Source organism: Tenacibaculum sp. M1.3A, assembly GCF_057732375.1.
Genome location: NZ_JBYJEF010000010.1, coordinates 18062 through 34449 on the forward strand (window position 1 = coordinate 18062; position 16388 = coordinate 34449).

Here is a 16388-nt window from a genome sequence, read left to right on the forward strand (position 1 = left end):
TGTTAGAAATATTAAACACTCCGGTAAAGTCAGCAGTAAACAACAAAATTAAAACCGTACAAGATTATTATGAACAACGCATTAAGCCCAACGGAAACAATAAAAGATTTAAAGATTGTACAGCAATGTTCTCGTTGTAAAAAAACTGTTTGCAAGGCGCATAAAATTGTAACGGTTAATACTAATTTTTCAATATCAGATTTATCAAAACAAGTAACTGAAGATTTTAAAAAAGCTACTTGTAAACAACATCCTACTGCTAATTTAGTAGCTACTTATTCATTTTATCACGAAGAGAAAATAACTCCTAACAACAGTCGCAATTAATGTACACAAGACAATCTATTGACAGAGTAAGAGAAGCAGATATTGTAACAGTTGTTGATTCTTTTTGTAAAGACGGTAAGAAAAAAGGATCTAATTGGTTTTACAAATCTCCTTTTAAAGAAGAGAATACAGCAAGTATGTCTGTTTCTCCATCAAAAGAAATATTTAAGTGTTTTGGTACTGGTATTGGCGGTAACGTTATATCGTTTGTAATAGAACATGAAAAATGTGATTTTATAGAAGCGGTTAAAATTATTGCAGGTATTTGTAATATTCACTTAGAAGAAGAAAAACAAACTGCAGAAGTAAAACAGGCTCGTAAAGAAGAACTCTCTTTAACTGCTTTAACCAATAACATTGCAAAAAAGTACCATCAAAATTTTAGAGCGTTACCAGAAACACATTGGGCAAAAAAACACATTGCTACTTTAGGTTATGATGCCGATACTATTTTAGAGTTTAATATTGGCTTTTCTAATTTAAATAATGAGGTTACAAAAACACTTATAGAGCATGCAAAGTTAGCTTCAGGTGTTAAAATAGGTGTTTGTAAAGCTGCCGATAATAAGACTTACGATTTTTACAAAGAAAGAATAATGTTTCCTATTTGTAATAAAAACGGAGATACCATTTCATTTGGCGGACGTAGACAAAATGGTGAAGATTTTGAAAAATACGCAAAGTATTTAAATGGCCCTGAAACAGAAATCTATAAAAAAGAAGAAAATCTTTATGGATTTCATTTAGCAAAAAGAAGTATTGCTAAAAGTGGTTTTGCAATTTTATGTGAAGGTTATACTGATGTTATTACGATGCATCAAAAAGAATGCACACAAACTATTGCCACCTGCGGAACTGCACTTACCCAAATACAAGCAAAAAAATTAAAACGTATTTGCGAGCATGTTGTTTTGTTTAGAGATGGTGATTCTGCAGGAGTAAAAGCTTCGATAAGAGATTTAGATATTTTATTAAAACATGGCTTTAGAGTTTCAATAGTTCCGTTACCAGAAGATACAGATCCTGATGATTGTGCCAGAGGTCAATTAGATATGCCAACTTTTATTGAAAGCAATAGGATTGATGCTATAGAATGGTTTTTAACTAAGTTACATAAAGAGACTGCGGGAGATCCGTTTGGAATTGCAAAAGTGGTTTCCGAAACTTCTAAATTGTTATTTAAAATAACGAATGAAGTTGTACAGGCTAGTTATGTTAAAGTAGCTGCTAAAATTTTAAATCAAAAGCAAGCAACAATAAAGCATCAGATTTCAGAATTAAGAATAGCACGACAAAATGAAATTGAAAAAGAGTCTGGAGGCAAAGGAATAAGTAAATCAACATTAGGTTTACCAGATGGTGCAGATCACGAACAATTTTTATCAGACCGTTTCTGTATTATTGGTAATGCGTATCACTTTACTAAAGGAGATGGGTTTTTTCAAGGCACTCAATTTAAAATTACACCGCTTTTTCATATTAAAGGAAAAAAGGAAAACAAACGACTTTGTGAGGTTGTAAATACCAACAACCAAAAGCAATTAATAGATTTAGAATCTGATTCTTTTGTAAACTTCTCAGATTTTAAAAAGCAATTAATACGTTTAGGATACTATATTTTTCTTTCTGGCTCAACAACCACACAGTTTGATTTATTAGCTCAAAAAATATTAAGAGAATTCAATACCGCATTAGAACTGCAAAATATGGGATGGAACAGTAAAGGTTTTTTTGCTTTTGCTAACGGTGTGTATTGGAAAGATAAATTTAGAGAAGTTAATAAATACGGAATTATTCATTTAGATGGAGTTGATACTTCAGAAGAAGATGATTATAATGAAAAAGTAGAGTATTACTATTCGCCAGCATATTCTGCAATGCATATAAAAAATCAAGATGGAGATGATCCTTATGAAAATGACCGAAAGTTTATTTATAAAAAAGCTCCTATTACCTTACAAAGTTGGATGCAACAGTTTCTAACTGTTTTTGAAGAAAAGGGCAGAATTGGCATCCTTTTCAACTTTGCAACCTTGTTTAGAGATTTGTTTTTAACCAACTACGATTTCTTTCCTTTATTAGGTGGTTTTGGCGAAAAAGGTTCTGGTAAATCTGCCTTTGGTAAAGTATTGCAAAATTTCTTTTTCTATAATTTAGATGCTCTAGAGTTAAACACATCAACTTTAGTTGGTTTCTCAAGAAGATTATCAAGAACAAAAAACACCACCGTTTTTTTAGATGAATATCATGATCGTTTAGACGAAAAGATGTTCCAAGCAATGAAAGGAGCGCATCAAGGAATGGGTAGGGAAAAAGGTATGGCCACTAATGACAATAGAACAAAAACCGATAAGATAAATTCTTCTATTTATATAGCTGGTCAATACCTACCTACTAGAGATGATAATTCATTACAAAGTAGATTAATTTCATTGCAATTTCCTTTAGGAAACAGAACGAGTGAACAAAGAGAAAACTTTACAAAATTGATGAACGCCAGTTCACAAGGTTTGAGCTCTTTAATTTTAGAAGTTGTAGAACACAGGCAACTTTTTGAAGATTCGATAGGGAGAACTTATAATGAAGTTGTAAGAGAAATTAAGGCTGTTTTTGATACACCAGGGCAAGAGCAAGAATACGAAGAAAGAATACTTGGTAATTATGCTGTTTTACTAATTACTTATAAGATTTTAGAAAACAGAATTACATTTCCATTTACATACGAAAGCATTTTTAAACAAGCAATTGCGGGTATTATAGAAAATAGTGAAGCAATACAAGATAGTAATGGTTTAACTGAGTTCTGGAGCATTTTACAATGGATGTATGAGCATAAAGTAATTGCTGAAGGTTTTCAATTTGTAATTGATTCTAAAGTAGATATTAAAATTGCTGCAGCACAAAAGAAAGTTGAGATTTACAAAAATGCAGAACAAGAGGAAATATTGTATTTACGTTTAAATTCTGTTCACCAAGATTATACTAAAGAATGTACTAAAAGAGAAGGTGTGCAACCAATTGGTGAAACTACTTTACGAAACTACTTTAAAAGTAGAACCTACTTTATAGGCCTTGTAAAAGGGAAACGATTTAAAAACGGTGTGCATAGTTGTTACGCTTTTAATATAACAGCAATGAGACGTAATAATATTATTTCATTAGAAAGATTTACTCCAGAACCAGAACCTGCAAAAGAACCAGAAGAAAAAGACGATTTACCATTTTAAAACCTAATAATTATGTGTGTACTTCCATTAGAATTAGAAACAACGACTATACAATTAGAATTGGTAGTTGCAACTCCAGCTGATTTAAAAGAGATAGATTTTTATAAAGATCTTCCAGATTATGAAAAAGAGGCAATCTATAAACGAAGACTGCATTTACCCTTTTGGTTAAAAAGTTTTAAAACCGATGAAGTAGAGCAAAAATGTTACTTCATTAAGGAAACTACAAACATGGAAGACATAAATATTTTCTTAAAAGATAATAGGGTGTTTATTCACAAAAGTTTTAAAATTCAATAAAATATGACAAAATTCAAAAAACCAATAATATGAAATTTGGATATGCTAGAGTTAGCACAGCTTCACAAAATTTAGAAATGCAAATAGATGCATTAGAAGCTTTCGGAATACATTCTAATAACATTCTTACCGATGTCGCTTCAGGTGCAAAAGAAGATAGAAAAGGTTTAGATAAGTTACTTATGAAGTTAAGAGAAGGGGATCATGTAGTTGTGTATAAATCTTGTCGACTTGCTAGAAACGTAAAACACATGCTATCGATGATGGAATTCTTTGAGTCAAATAATATTGAGTTTAAAAGTATTCAAGAGCCATTTTTAGACACCAAATCTCCTCATGGTAAATTTATTTTTAATGTATTCACTTCTTTAAATCAGATGGATAGAGAGATTTCTAGAGAAAGAGTCATTACAGGGTTAGCTTCGGCTAGAAAAAGAAATAGAATAGGAGGCAGGCCTAAAGGATTATCTAAAAGGTTAAGAAAAATTGCTCCGGGCGTAACCAGTATGTGGAAAGATGAGACCAACTCAATTAAAGATATTAAAGTAACATTTGGAATTGCACAAGGCTCTGTTTATAGATGCTTAAAGCACGAAGGAATAGATATTAAAACCTTTGTGCATAAAAATACTGGTAATAAAAACGCAAAATTTAAACTGTAGGTTTTCACTTACGCAAACAAAACGCAAAAATTAACGCAAAAACGCAAACTATGTATTTAGTAAAAGAAAATGAAGTTTACAAAAGAGAAAGAAAAGAGCAGTTTACCAACGAGGAAACGATCACTTTTAAACAACCTGAAAATGTTGTTTATGAAAAAGCTGCTTATGACTGGTACATGACCGTTGCTTTAGAAAAAGTAGATAAAGTTACTGAAGATAGGCATTTACTTACTGCTGAATTAATACTAGGTTATAGATGGGCTATAAGAGAGGGATTTGGGCATCAACTAGATTCTGCGCTTCAAAATGCTTACGATTACCCAAGAAACCGAAACACGGTTAAAGGTATTCAATCTTACATTAAAAGAATTGAGGATAAACAGAAGCAGATTAGAAAGGAAAACGGATTTGAAGATTAAAAAATAACTGTAGAAATAATGGAAAGTAAAAATTATAGAGAAATAGAAATTTGGGGTGTAACTACAATAGAATCTGCGATAGAAGAATTAAAAAAACACGAAGATTTAGTTTGTATCAAATTTAACGGTAAAATACTTTACTCTGATATTGACGATTTAGATTCTGCTTTTAAAAAGATAACTGGAAAAACTAAATCTGAATTTGACGAAGCAGAACGAAAAAGGCAAGATAAATATAAACGACAGGAGGAAGAACACAAGTTAGCAATACCAAAACTCACAAAAGAATGGATTGAAAAGGGCAGTAAAATACTTGATAAAAAGCATCATAAACTATGGGCTAAAATAGTACCGATTAGATTGAATGACCTCTATAAAGGATTTGAATTAGGAGCTTGTCTTGATATTGTGGAAAAGCTAAATAATGACTGTGAATTAAAAGAAGTAAAAGCAGTTATTGAAGAACAAGGACACTCTGGAATGTCATTTGGTTTAGTTTGCTCTATGATTAAAGAATTTTCTGATAGAGGTAATGAATTTGTTCAATATGCGAGAGCGTAATTAAATAACTGTAGGTTATATAACAGACACTCTCACAGTTGAACTGTTGAAATGTAGAATACTAAAATGACCAGAAGATTAATTCTTCTGGTCGTTTTGCGTTTATTCCCCTCAACCCCTAATTTAAAAAAAAATTTAAGCTAGAAAAGTGTAAGATATTGCGTTCAACAGTTCAACAGTTCCAACAATATAGATTTTATTTATAGTATGTATCTAATTACTAGTCACTTATCTTTATTTAATCTATATTATATTACTGTTTATTTGTTGGAACTTGTTGAATTACAAAAACACTGTTCCAACAAAAAGAGGTGTTATTCAACAAGTTCCAACATGTTTTTAATATGGTCCAATAAATATTCATCTAAAAATCAGTTAGTTAGGGTGGTTGTTGTACTGTTGAACTATTTCTGTTGAAATATTAGGGTCCAACAGTACAACAACCTTTTTTTTATTGCTAAAAAACATAATTAGATAAAAAAGACTAATATTTTAGTTGTTTTTATCTAATTTATTTATTTTTACAAAAAACACTCATGACTTCTTCTGATTATTCAATTACTGAAACGATTCCTGTTTCAGATCATGTTTACAAATATATTCTTCATAAAAATGGCTCTGAAGTAATAAACGCAGATCGCTCTGATATTTTTGGGATTATAATTTTATCGTCCTTAAATAGAAATATGGATTTAAAAATTGGTAAATCTAATTTTAATAAAACCTTGAAAATAATAATTAAAGAAGAGCAGTATCTACGTAATGGTGTTTTTGTAGGTATTAAGAGAGGGCAGGTTTTTAATAAAATATTTGATAAAATGTTTCGTAATGAATTATACGCTCACTGCAGGCGCATAAAAGAAGTACATAAAGAGGGTTATTTTAAAATAATAAAATCTTTTTTAGATATATACGGAATAACTGAAGAAGAGTTAAAATTAGAAACAATTTACAGAGATTTTAAACGTAAAAACCCTAAGCAAGTCGCTTAAAAACAGTACTGTACAAAATACCCAAAAGGGAAATTTGTCCTGTTAAAAACCTAGAAAAATGATACAAGAAATTCACAATCATATTGACGATCATCACATAGATACTTTTTATAAAATTGCAGTTTTCGAAAAAAGTTATTTACCTAATTTCACACATTTAACTCCAGATGCTGTTATTGAAGAGTATATAACAAATATTACTGATTCTTCACAGGTAATGCTTTTAAATTTATTGCAAAATAATATAAAAGTAAACCATTCATCAAGTGCAAAATCATCCGGTAAGCTATATAAAACAAAAATTTCGTTTACAGTTACGCCACAAGATAAAAATGTACAACAATTATTAGAAACCTATAATAATAAAGAAGTAGTTGTTTTGGTGTCAAAAAGAGAAACAAATCATTTGTATGGCACAACGGCACAGCCTTTACTGTTTAGTTTTAGCGAGTTAAACAATGCAAAACCTAATGTAATAAAAGGCTATAGTGTTCAGTTAACAGGAACCGGGTATGGCGGTACTAAATTATTTGAAGAAGTTACTTTTAATGTTTTTTCTAGAGGCTTGGCACTTCAATTAGCTACCTCACTGTAATGTCCTTTTTTTAGATTACTGCTAATCATATACTTGTACTTTAAAGTTATAATACTTAAAAAAGTACAATTTGAAAAACAAAAAAACATTAGCTTCAGTAATAGGTAATCCTTGGTTTGTTTCTCCTCAGTTTATAGGAGAATATTTACCAATGCTTTCAGGCTTTATGCAAAATAAAGAGTTAAGTACTTTATTTGATACTGATACACCTGTGTTTTCTATACAATCTTTTAATAGTGAAAATTCCGCACCTACTTTAAGTAATAAAGTAGGTGTTATAAATTTATCAGGCATTGTTTTTAAGAACGATCAACTTTGTGGTCCTGTAGGAACTAGCTCTATGATTTCTAAGATGAAAGAATGGCAGTCTGAAAAATTGGTGAGTTCAGTTTTATTTTATACTTCATCACCAGGAGGAGAAGCTTCAGGAACTAGACGATTTGCAAAATTTATAAAAAAATATAGCTTACCTACAGCGTCATATATTGATGGTATTGCAGGTTCTGCTGCTTATTATATAATAAGTGCTACAGATAAAGTTTTTATGGAGCCTGATGCAGATTTCGTTGGTTCTATAGGAGCTATGACAAGTTATAAAAACATAGATAAGTATTTAGAAAATCAAGGAATTGAGTTAAATGATATTTATGCAGATTCTAGTTATGATAAAAATTTAGTCTCAAGAAAAGCAAAAGAAGGAGATTTTACAATGTTAAAAGAAGCATTGAATCCTTTAGCTGAAAAGTTTGAAAACGATGTGAAATTATTTAGACCAATTTTAAAAGATGAAGCTTGCCATGGTAAAGTATATGAGCCAGAAGAAGCTTTAAAAGTAGGATTAATAGATGCTTTAGGTTCTTTTGATGATGCTATTAATTACTTACAATTAAATTCTAAAACCACACCAACACCAAAAAAAACCGTACCAATGAATAAATCATACAAAGCTATTGAAGCTGTTTTAGGGACTGCTTTTGAAGTAGATGAAAACCGAACAGGTTTATTGCTTACCGAAGAAGAAGCTGGTAAAGTAGAAGGTAAGTTAGCCTCTTTACAAACCGCAAACAATACAGTTACTCAAGCAAACACAACAATTGTAGATGAAGTAAATACTTCTTTACAGTTAGAAGGCGATGCTAAAGTAACAGATGTAGCAGGTGCATTTGCAGCCTTAAACACCAAATTATCAAACACTGCAATTGTAGATGAAGTAAATACATCTCTTCAATTAGAAGGAGATGCTAAAGTAACAGATGTTGCTACTGCATTTACTGCAATGAAAAACAAAATTGCAATGCTTGGTGAACAACCAGGAGCTATACACACCAATTTAGGTGCACAAAACACGGGAGAGAAAAAGCACGATTATGTAGACTTTAAATCCTCTATTTACGAACAAAAATAAAATATAATTATTATGGCAGACATGGTTATTGATGATGTAATTAAGGAGGTGAATACTTACTTAACTGCAAATCCAGATTTAATTTCAGCATCTATTAATAGAGCTGAAAGTATCTTAGACAAACACACAAAACCTTTAACAAAGGTAAAAGGTAAATTTCCGCAAGGAAGCACACTTTTATCTAATGTAGTACAAGGATTTGATTCTGTTTGGAATGAATTAGGTGCTTTGCAAATTGCACACAAAATTTTAGTAAACTACCAACAAAAAGTGAATTTCGCTTTAGTTCCTGCTGATATTTTAAGTTCTTATTGGGCCCATTTATATGCTGAGGATTTATCTATTGAAGATATGCCGATTTCTAAATATATCATTGAGAAAGAACTATTACCAAAGGTTATTGATGATTTAGCTCATTTAGAAATTAAAGGTGTTTATGATGCTGGAGATTTAGGAACATTTGGTAAATCTATGAATGGTATTGAAAAGATTCTTTTAAATCTTTTTGCAGAAGTACCAGGAACAGGTCACACTCCTTTTAAAAATCCTATCTCTGCATTAACTGATACAAATATTGTAGATCAGGTTACTGTCTGGGAAAGAAACCTTCCTTCTAAGTTAAAGGGAAAGATAAAAAAGATTTTTATGTCCGAAAATAACGCAGAACGTTATCAATTGCAATATGAAGAGCAATTCGGTCAAAATAAATTTCAGAACGATGTGATGAAAACTCGTTTAGGAAAACGTGAAATCATTGCTTTACCAGGAATGGAAACTGATGATGTTTTTGGTACGATTGAAAACAACTTCAGAAGGTTGATTGATGTTTTTGATGGTAAACCAGGAGTAACTGATATTCAGAAACAAGATTACAAGATGAAAATCTTTATGGAGTTCTGGAAAGGATATGATTTCTTAATCAATGAATTAGTTGTAGTAGCTAACTACACTGATGCAGAATATGGTTTAGGATCTACAGCGTTAAACCAAAAATACTACGGTATTGATGGTGTAACTGTAGTATAATCTTTAAAACTCTAGAAATTATGGCAAATAATAATAATAATGTAGATACTTTGGCAGCTGAAAAGGCTGCTGAAGTAAAAGCATCAGAAGAAGCTAAAGCATTGGTAGATAAAGAAGCTGCTGATAAGAAAGCAGCAGAACTAAAAGCATTAGATGATACTCCTGTTTTAAATGCAACTCAATTAAGGCAACAAGAAGCTAATAAATTAAGAGCTGCTAATAAATCAGCTTCAGATAAAAAGGCTAAAGCTGCAGAAAACAAAAAAGCAGACGAGCAGGCAACTGCTGTAAAAGATGCTAAAAACTCTGTAAAGGATGTAAGAAAAGTATTTAAAGACGATAGAGGGCAACGATTTAGATTTAAAAAATCGGCTCCAATCTCTTTAAATATCGATGGTGTTAGTACTTATATCAATGAAATTATTGAAGATGAAGAAATAATGCTTGAGCTAGTAAACGGAAATAGTAACTATTTAGAACAAATTCATTAATATGAGCACAGATACAATTGTAACCGATAATTTAGATTTTTGCGCCAACGCCGAAAACGTACCAGGAGTTTCTCCTATTGATGTTTTTGCATGCCCTGTTAGTGATTTTGAAACTATAGTAGCCTTACCAACCAAAGATGCAGTTACTACTTTAGAAGCAGCAGCTACTATTGAAGGACCTCATACTTTTCCTGTTGGTAAAGGATTTTTTAAAATGGGTATTTTACCTGAAACAGGAATGGTAGAAACTGCTGCAGAAGGAGAGAAAGGAAGTAAATCGATTACCAATACATTCTCGGCAACGTTACCAAATATTTCGGCAAAGAGTAAAGGTTTTATTCGTAAATACCAAAATGTACCAATGATCTTTATTATTCCTCAATTAAACGGAGATAATGTACAGTTAGGTAGTGCCAAGTCACCCGCTTTTATGACCGAAGCAACACCAAGTACAGGTGGAAAAGCAGGAGATTTAGTAGGTATACCTCTTAAATTTTCAGATGTGCAAGGTTGCCCGGCACCAGTTTATACCGGAACAATTACTGAGTTTACTCCTGCCTAATGTTTACTGTAAGAGAAGGAATATATCATGTGCCAAATTTTGGTAGATTAGATACTAGAGAGGAGTTGTCTAACTCTAAATATTTGGCTTTGTACGAAAATAAAGCGTTTCCTTTTATAACCATTACCGAAGAGGCAATTGGTTTTTTAAAGAAGGAAAAACTATCAGAAAAAAGAATAGCAAAATTAATTTTGCAAGCCGTTTCAGAGCAAGAAGTTAACTATTTGTTAGAAGTAAAGTCTAACAAAAACCTAAAGCAAATTGCCGAAACCAAAATAAATACTTTTTAATACGTTGTTAGTTGATTTTTATTAATTAAGAAAACCCACTCGTTATTGAGTGGGTTTTTTTATGTCCTTTTTTAACTCTTGCCATTTTGGGTTCTTTACCGTATGGAAGCTATTGTTAACTGGTTTAAAAACTCTAAAGATTACCACCAAGGTGTTGCTATTTACGCAACATTGCCTGTAAAAAAAACACGCATATTAAAGTTACTTAACAAAGGTAAAAACAACCGAAATATGGCTACACTGGTAGCCGAACTGCGTAAATACAAAAATGGTACGACTAAGGTTAAACCAACTGTAAAAGAATCCTTGACAGTTCAAGAACCTAAAAAACCAATTACTCAAGAAACTATTAATGTTCAGGTAACCAGAACTGCTTTAAAGCAAGAAAGTTTACAGCAAGAGTTTTCCATGGTGCGTATTGGCGATTTACCTGCCGAGTTGCGTATTAGATACTCTAGAGCAAGAAACATTTTTTTTGAAATGATAGAACTTAAGTTTTTGCTTAATGATTTACCTGCCAATGCCGAAGAAAAGGCGTTAAAAATAATGCTAACTATTGATGATTTAGAAGAAGAACGCGATTTAATATGGAAAGAGCTACATCATTGGAATACGTTTAAAACAATATTGCCATCAAAAAATAAAGACTACTCAAAAATGAGTGAATTACAGTTAGACAAAATCCGCAGAAATTTAGAAAGTAGCAAGTCTAAACAACAAAAGCGTGTTGATGTTTGGTACACTGATTTAGCAAAAGAAACCGATAAGCATAAGCAACACTTAATAGAAAATAAGATTAATAAAGGTGAAAAAGAAATCCACCAAAAAAACATAAATATTAAAACAATAAAAAATCTTTTATGAGTAAAAGAAAAATGGCATTAGCTCGAAAAGATAACTCTATAGAAAACATACTCGCTTCTTTTTTTAATGAAAGAGAAATTGAATTAACTGAATTTGAACAGGAACGAAAAAAACGAATAGAATTTACTTTTGATAGAATGGTAGCCTCTGACAGCTTGTTTGACCCTGTAAATATGATTATGCGAAAATATGAAATGAGTTTATCGTCTGCTTATCGATTGATAAATGATACAGAAATAATTTTCGGAAGCATTAGAAAATTTAATAGAGAAGCTTGGAAATTCATTCAAATTGAACGCAAAAGAAAAATAATAGGCTTAGCATTAAAAGAAAAGAATTTAGAATTAGCAGCTAAGTTAGAACGAGATATTGATAATATTCTAGACTTCAGAAAAGAAGATGCAATTTTTGATATTGATAAAATTAAAACGCAAAACTATGATGTTGTAATTAGTAATAAACAGGATGCTTTAATTCAGCACTTTTTAAATCAAAAGGAGCGTATTAACATGAATCTTCCAGATACTATTGATGTTAATTTTACTTATGTAGAAGAAGAAGATGAGAAAGCAAATTAAACTTAACCTTGCTCAGTTAGTTGCTGTTCTTGCAAAACAAAAAATAAAATATTTAGAATGGGGTCGTGGAACAGGTAAATCTACAATACTCGCTTATTTTATGATTATGATGTGTAAATACATGCCTAGAGCTACTTTTGTACTTGTTGGTAATACGTACGCTCAAATACTTTCAAATACTTTAAAATCAACTAAAAAAGGGTTGACTTTTTTCGGTATTTATGAAGGTGTTGATTATGTAGTTGGTTCAAGTGAAGGTAAAAGAATGGGGTATCGAATGCCTTATGAAAAGCCTAACCAATGGAATAATATAATCCATTTTTCTAATGGCACCGTTTTTCAATTAGTAGGCTTAGATTCTCCAAATAGTTCTAATAGTGGTAGAGGAATTAATTCTTCTGGTTTTTTAGTTGATGAAGCAGCTTTAATTGACCAAGAGAAATTAGCGGTTAATGTTAAGAATACAAATAGAGCCGTCGCTAAAACCATTTATGGAGATAACCCTTATATGTTTTCTGAAACATACATTTCTTCTACACCGGTAACTAAAAAGGGTAAGTGGTTTACAGAAGCTGAAAAGTTAATGATTGAAAAACCTAATGAATACTTTTTTCATAGCGCAACTGCGCATTGGAATTTAGACAATGTTAGACCTGATTACTTTGAGTACATGAAAGAAGGTTATGGTAATAACACAGTTCTTTATAATGCTGAAATGCTAAACATTCGACCTAAAGAAATAACCGATGGTTATTATGCCCAATTAAACCCTGATATTCATTATTACACCAAACATAACAACGCTTACTTAGAAACTTTAGATTTAAAGAAATTAGATGGCACCAGTTTTAATTGTAAACAAGATGCTGATTTAGATGCCTCACAGCCTTTATTGATATCGGTAGATTGGGGTGCTAATATTAATACCTTAACAGTGTCGCAGCTGCAAGGCAATGAATATAAAGTTTTAAAGGAGTTTTATGTAAAGTCTCCAAAGATATTAGATCACCTATTCTTAGAAGAGTTTATACCGTACTATGCAAGTTACCCGGTTAAGACAATACGTTTTTACGGAGATAGGCAAGGTAATAGTAGGGTAGCCAATAGTAAGCTAACCTTTGCCGAGCAGGCAGCACAACTATTACGCAATGCAGGTTGGAAGGTGCACCTGATGACGGTGGGTAATAATCCACATTATATGGATAAGTTTAGACTTATTAATGTAATGCTTCGGGAAGATGGGCGTGGTAAATTACCTAAGATTAGAATCAACTCATCTAATTGTCCTAACTTAATTATATCGTTAGAGCGTGCCGAGATTATAGATACATCATCAGGTTTAAAGAAAGACAAACGACCAGAGCAGCGCAAGAGCGAGGAGCAACAACACACCACCCACTTCTCTGATACGTTTGACTATCCAATCTTCTCAATGTTTAGTGAACTGTTTGGTAATCAATTAAAAACAACAGAAGATTTGCCAAACTCAACAGTGTAAATTTAAAATAGGCTTTCATATTACCTTAACTTTTTAAATGGCAAGAGTCATTTATTCGTAGGCCACGGCGGTGTATTAGAGCGCAAAATGATAAATAAAATATTAAAAAATTAGTTTATTTTATTGATTTTCAATTAATTAACTATTTTAAAATGAGAATAGTATGCAGTCAGATTACACCCAAGAGATAGAAAGGCTAATAGCAAATACTTTTACACCTTCAACCTCACAAGAAAAATCCGCTTTACCTAAAACTTTAGAAGAGTTTCACACAATGGTTATAAATGTATTGCCAGCAAAGTGGATTTATGAAACAGATGTTTATGAATCGTTAAAAAAATTAGGGTTTAAAGTTTCCTACGGAGAAAAAGATGCTGTAGCAGGTTTATTTTATTTTGTTACAGTTAATTAAAAAATAACTGTCCTTTTTTGAGAGTTCTAAAAATTACAAATTGCAGCTAAATGAAAGAAATAAAACTAACCATACCAACAACTTGGAACGAACTATCTAAAAAGCAATTAGAAAATATTGCTTTTCAAATAGAGTGTTACCATTTTGAAATTAGAGATAACAAAGAAGCTGAGTTAGAAAATAGAACTCGTTTATATATTGCTGTAGCTAAAGAGTTTTTACGAGGTAACAAATACCAATATATAAGAATAGCTTTAAAAGAAATTCAGCCAAAAGAATACGCAGAACTTACAAAGTTCATATTCGAAAAAAATACTAGAACAGTATTTGAAGAAACCCTAAAAATAAAAAGCACTATTTATTATGGTCCTGCAGCACGTTTACGAAATATTACTATTGGCGAGTTTTCTTTAGCAGATTCTTTATTTTATAACTGGAAACAATCTTTTAACGTAGGCTATTTAAACGCTTTATGTGCTACTTTATACCGAGTAACGGATAGGACTGCCACAGAAGTAGATAACCGACAAGCCTTTAATAAATTATTAGTAGACAACAACGCTAAGAGCTTTGTAAATGTAAATTACAAAACAAAACTAGCAATAGCTTATACCTATGAAGGCTGCCGAAATAATTTTATAGACACCTATAAAAACATATTTCCTAAAAGAGAAATAACCCAACCAACACTAAGTAGTAAATACACACCGTTTGGAGAAATTATACTTGACAAAATAAAAGGCGATCCATCAAAATTAAAAACCACACAAAATTTATTGGCAACCGATTTTTTAGCCATTTACGATAAAGATATAAGAGACTTAAAATAAAACCTATGGCAACAATATCACACAGTATAATTATAGCATATTTTAAAAATTTACAAGAAAAATTAATAGGCGTAGAAGATTTTTTTCGCATGGATTTAGCCGAAATACAAGGTTCCTTCAGAAGTTCGGCAAACCTACCATGTTTAACAGCCGAGAGCCACGAAAGCGATTTTAGTAATAGCCGTACCAATCAATCAGTACACAACCGAAACTTTGCATTTACAGTTTGGTACAAGCCAGAACTAGGCAATTTTAACGAGCAAAACCAAATGCTAGACGAAAGCGAAGCCATGGGGTTAAAGATAATAGCACGTATGCGCCAAGATGCTACGGACAAAAACCACTTTCTTTTTAATAAGTTTAAAGTAGAAAATGTAAAAAATCAAAAAGTAGGCCCTACGTTTAACGAGGAACTATATGGGTACCGATTTACAGGTGAAATATCAGGCACACAACCACTAATAGTTTCTGCCGATGATTGGACAGATATAGATACCGTTTGTAGTTAATGGATTTTTGTACTTTGTGAGTAAAAAATGAAATTTTTATTTAATTTATTCAGAAGTAAAAAACCCCTTACTAAAAAAGAAAAACCTATTAATAAAATTACTCAATCTGGTAACGAAAAATATAAAACCTTATCTGATTTAGATATTCTTCCTAACTTCAAAGCAGGTATTGCCATAAGAGAAATGTATCAAGAAGACCCGGACTATTTTGATAGAGGGTTTTATGAAAAACTAAAAAAAGAAACAAGAGAAACTAAATACGATGATATATCTATTAGTGTCATAAATACTTCTAACCCTTTTGAGTTAATTAAAGCTTATAGTAAATGGAAATATAACAAAGCTTTTTTTTCTGATGAAGTTTATAATGCCATTAAAAATAAACTTAATGCAGTTCAAATAGAAGAATCTCAGTTAGATGAATTATATTCATTTTTTAAATTAGTAAAGTTTTATAAGTTTTATTTATTTGAAGATACTTACCGAGAATTAATAAGTAAAATACATCTATTACAAGAGGATTTATTCATTCCAGGAACATATAATTTAACACCAAAGAAAGCTTCAATATTTTTAAATTCAAAAATTTATAATTATAAATTATGCTTTTCACCAAGGTTAATTAGGGCTATTAATGATTTAAAAAATCTTGATGGTTTTGATGATTTACAAAAGAAAAAAAACAACCTAGCAACACGAATTTCTAAAGTAAAAAAAACTGATAATACAGATAAAATTATTGCTCTAGAAGAAGAACACAAAATCGTTAAGGAAGAGATTTCAGATTTAATTAAAAATTATTTTATATATTTGTAATGCGAAACAATATTACCAATGACA

Annotated in this window: 20 protein-coding genes; all 20 read left to right on the plus strand. The window is 31.1% G+C overall.

Going from position 1 to position 16388, the window contains the following annotated elements; translation table 11 throughout:
* Positions 1-69 precede the first annotated feature (69 nt).
* Positions 70-327 carry a hypothetical protein gene (locus AC28QF_RS13130; protein WP_488202317.1) on the plus strand — a complete coding sequence of 86 codons (258 nt, stop codon included), beginning with the start codon at positions 70-72 and terminating at the stop codon, positions 325-327.
* Positions 327-3554, plus strand: a complete 3228-nt coding sequence (gene dnaG, locus AC28QF_RS13135; protein WP_488202316.1) for a DNA primase — start codon at positions 327-329, stop codon at positions 3552-3554. Before AC28QF_RS13130 ends, dnaG begins: the two co-directional genes overlap by 1 nt.
* 12 nt (positions 3555-3566) lie before the next feature.
* Positions 3567-3854 (plus strand): hypothetical protein, encoded by a 288-nt coding sequence (locus tag AC28QF_RS13140; protein ID WP_488202315.1) that lies wholly within the window; start codon positions 3567-3569, stop codon positions 3852-3854.
* Between the two features lie 29 nt (positions 3855-3883).
* Positions 3884-4516 (plus strand): recombinase family protein, encoded by a 633-nt coding sequence (locus AC28QF_RS13145; protein WP_488202314.1) that lies wholly within the window; start codon positions 3884-3886, stop codon positions 4514-4516.
* A gap of 50 nt (positions 4517-4566) precedes the next feature.
* Complete coding sequence (locus tag AC28QF_RS13150) at positions 4567-4935, plus strand: hypothetical protein (RefSeq protein WP_488202313.1); 369 nt, start codon at positions 4567-4569, stop codon at positions 4933-4935.
* A gap of 18 nt (positions 4936-4953) precedes the next feature.
* Positions 4954-5496: a hypothetical protein gene (locus AC28QF_RS13155; protein WP_488202312.1), complete on the plus strand. Its 543-nt coding sequence runs from the start codon at positions 4954-4956 to the stop codon at positions 5494-5496.
* 536 nt (positions 5497-6032) lie between these two features.
* Positions 6033-6488, plus strand: a complete 456-nt coding sequence (locus AC28QF_RS13160; protein ID WP_488202311.1) for a hypothetical protein — start codon at positions 6033-6035, stop codon at positions 6486-6488.
* Positions 6489-6546: 58 nt separating this feature from the next.
* Complete coding sequence (locus AC28QF_RS13165; RefSeq protein ID WP_488202310.1) at positions 6547-7083, plus strand: hypothetical protein; 537 nt, start codon at positions 6547-6549, stop codon at positions 7081-7083.
* A gap of 70 nt (positions 7084-7153) precedes the next feature.
* The gene (locus tag AC28QF_RS13170) at positions 7154-8488 is read left to right on the plus strand and encodes a S49 family peptidase (RefSeq protein ID WP_488202309.1); all 1335 of its coding nucleotides are present in this window, start codon (positions 7154-7156) and stop codon (positions 8486-8488) included.
* A gap of 12 nt (positions 8489-8500) precedes the next feature.
* Positions 8501-9514, plus strand: a complete 1014-nt coding sequence (locus tag AC28QF_RS13175; RefSeq protein WP_488202308.1) for a hypothetical protein — start codon at positions 8501-8503, stop codon at positions 9512-9514.
* Between the two features lie 20 nt (positions 9515-9534).
* Positions 9535-10005, plus strand: a complete 471-nt coding sequence (locus tag AC28QF_RS13180) for a hypothetical protein (RefSeq protein WP_488202307.1) — start codon at positions 9535-9537, stop codon at positions 10003-10005.
* A gap of 1 nt (position 10006) precedes the next feature.
* Positions 10007-10567 (plus strand): hypothetical protein, encoded by a 561-nt coding sequence (locus AC28QF_RS13185; RefSeq protein WP_488202306.1) that lies wholly within the window; start codon positions 10007-10009, stop codon positions 10565-10567.
* Positions 10567-10857 carry a hypothetical protein gene (locus tag AC28QF_RS13190; protein ID WP_488202305.1) on the plus strand — a complete coding sequence of 97 codons (291 nt, stop codon included), beginning with the start codon at positions 10567-10569 and terminating at the stop codon, positions 10855-10857. The genes AC28QF_RS13185 and AC28QF_RS13190 overlap by 1 nt, the downstream gene beginning before the upstream one ends.
* 102 nt (positions 10858-10959) lie before the next feature.
* Entirely contained in the window at positions 10960-11721 is a 762-nt protein-coding gene (locus AC28QF_RS13195) for a hypothetical protein (RefSeq protein WP_488202304.1), read from the plus strand.
* Positions 11718-12299 carry a hypothetical protein gene (locus tag AC28QF_RS13200; protein WP_488202303.1) on the plus strand — a complete coding sequence of 194 codons (582 nt, stop codon included), beginning with the start codon at positions 11718-11720 and terminating at the stop codon, positions 12297-12299. The genes AC28QF_RS13195 and AC28QF_RS13200 overlap by 4 nt, the downstream gene beginning before the upstream one ends.
* Positions 12283-13797 carry a terminase large subunit domain-containing protein gene (locus AC28QF_RS13205; protein WP_488202302.1) on the plus strand — a complete coding sequence of 505 codons (1515 nt, stop codon included), beginning with the start codon at positions 12283-12285 and terminating at the stop codon, positions 13795-13797. The genes AC28QF_RS13200 and AC28QF_RS13205 overlap by 17 nt, the downstream gene beginning before the upstream one ends.
* Positions 13798-13960: 163 nt before the next feature.
* Positions 13961-14209 (plus strand): hypothetical protein, encoded by a 249-nt coding sequence (locus AC28QF_RS13210; RefSeq protein WP_488202301.1) that lies wholly within the window; start codon positions 13961-13963, stop codon positions 14207-14209.
* A 50-nt stretch (positions 14210-14259) separates the two neighbouring features.
* The gene (locus AC28QF_RS13215; protein ID WP_488202300.1) at positions 14260-15039 is read left to right on the plus strand and encodes a hypothetical protein; all 780 of its coding nucleotides are present in this window, start codon (positions 14260-14262) and stop codon (positions 15037-15039) included.
* 5 nt (positions 15040-15044) lie between these two features.
* Complete coding sequence (locus AC28QF_RS13220) at positions 15045-15548, plus strand: hypothetical protein (RefSeq protein ID WP_488202299.1); 504 nt, start codon at positions 15045-15047, stop codon at positions 15546-15548.
* A gap of 27 nt (positions 15549-15575) precedes the next feature.
* Positions 15576-16364, plus strand: coding sequence for a hypothetical protein (locus AC28QF_RS13225; protein WP_488202298.1), 789 nt, complete (start codon positions 15576-15578; stop codon positions 16362-16364).
* Positions 16365-16388: the final 24 nt, after the last annotated feature.

Bases quoted from the DNA above. Each gene is read 5' to 3' on its own strand.
- AC28QF_RS13220 (WP_488202299.1), top strand. From the start codon at position 15,045: ATGGCAACAATATCACACAGTATAATTATAGCATATTTTAAAAATTTA.
- AC28QF_RS13200 (WP_488202303.1), top strand. From the start codon at position 11,718: ATGAGTAAAAGAAAAATGGCATTAGCTCGAAAAGATAACTCTATAGAA.
- AC28QF_RS13140 (WP_488202315.1), top strand. From the start codon at position 3,567: ATGTGTGTACTTCCATTAGAATTAGAAACAACGACTATACAATTAGAA.
- AC28QF_RS13160 (WP_488202311.1), top strand. From the start codon at position 6,033: ATGACTTCTTCTGATTATTCAATTACTGAAACGATTCCTGTTTCAGAT.
- AC28QF_RS13145 (WP_488202314.1), top strand. From the start codon at position 3,884: ATGAAATTTGGATATGCTAGAGTTAGCACAGCTTCACAAAATTTAGAA.
- AC28QF_RS13165 (WP_488202310.1), top strand. From the start codon at position 6,547: ATGATACAAGAAATTCACAATCATATTGACGATCATCACATAGATACT.
- AC28QF_RS13180 (WP_488202307.1), top strand. From the start codon at position 9,535: ATGGCAAATAATAATAATAATGTAGATACTTTGGCAGCTGAAAAGGCT.
- AC28QF_RS13150 (WP_488202313.1), top strand. From the start codon at position 4,567: ATGTATTTAGTAAAAGAAAATGAAGTTTACAAAAGAGAAAGAAAAGAG.
- AC28QF_RS13210 (WP_488202301.1), top strand. From the start codon at position 13,961: ATGCAGTCAGATTACACCCAAGAGATAGAAAGGCTAATAGCAAATACT.
- AC28QF_RS13155 (WP_488202312.1), top strand. From the start codon at position 4,954: ATGGAAAGTAAAAATTATAGAGAAATAGAAATTTGGGGTGTAACTACA.
- AC28QF_RS13190 (WP_488202305.1), top strand. From the start codon at position 10,567: ATGTTTACTGTAAGAGAAGGAATATATCATGTGCCAAATTTTGGTAGA.
- AC28QF_RS13205 (WP_488202302.1), top strand. From the start codon at position 12,283: ATGAGAAAGCAAATTAAACTTAACCTTGCTCAGTTAGTTGCTGTTCTT.
- AC28QF_RS13225 (WP_488202298.1), top strand. From the start codon at position 15,576: ATGAAATTTTTATTTAATTTATTCAGAAGTAAAAAACCCCTTACTAAA.
- AC28QF_RS13195 (WP_488202304.1), top strand. From the start codon at position 10,960: ATGGAAGCTATTGTTAACTGGTTTAAAAACTCTAAAGATTACCACCAA.
- AC28QF_RS13215 (WP_488202300.1), top strand. From the start codon at position 14,260: ATGAAAGAAATAAAACTAACCATACCAACAACTTGGAACGAACTATCT.
- AC28QF_RS13175 (WP_488202308.1), top strand. From the start codon at position 8,501: ATGGCAGACATGGTTATTGATGATGTAATTAAGGAGGTGAATACTTAC.
- dnaG (WP_488202316.1), top strand. From the start codon at position 327: ATGTACACAAGACAATCTATTGACAGAGTAAGAGAAGCAGATATTGTA.
- AC28QF_RS13130 (WP_488202317.1), top strand. From the start codon at position 70: ATGAACAACGCATTAAGCCCAACGGAAACAATAAAAGATTTAAAGATT.
- AC28QF_RS13185 (WP_488202306.1), top strand. From the start codon at position 10,007: ATGAGCACAGATACAATTGTAACCGATAATTTAGATTTTTGCGCCAAC.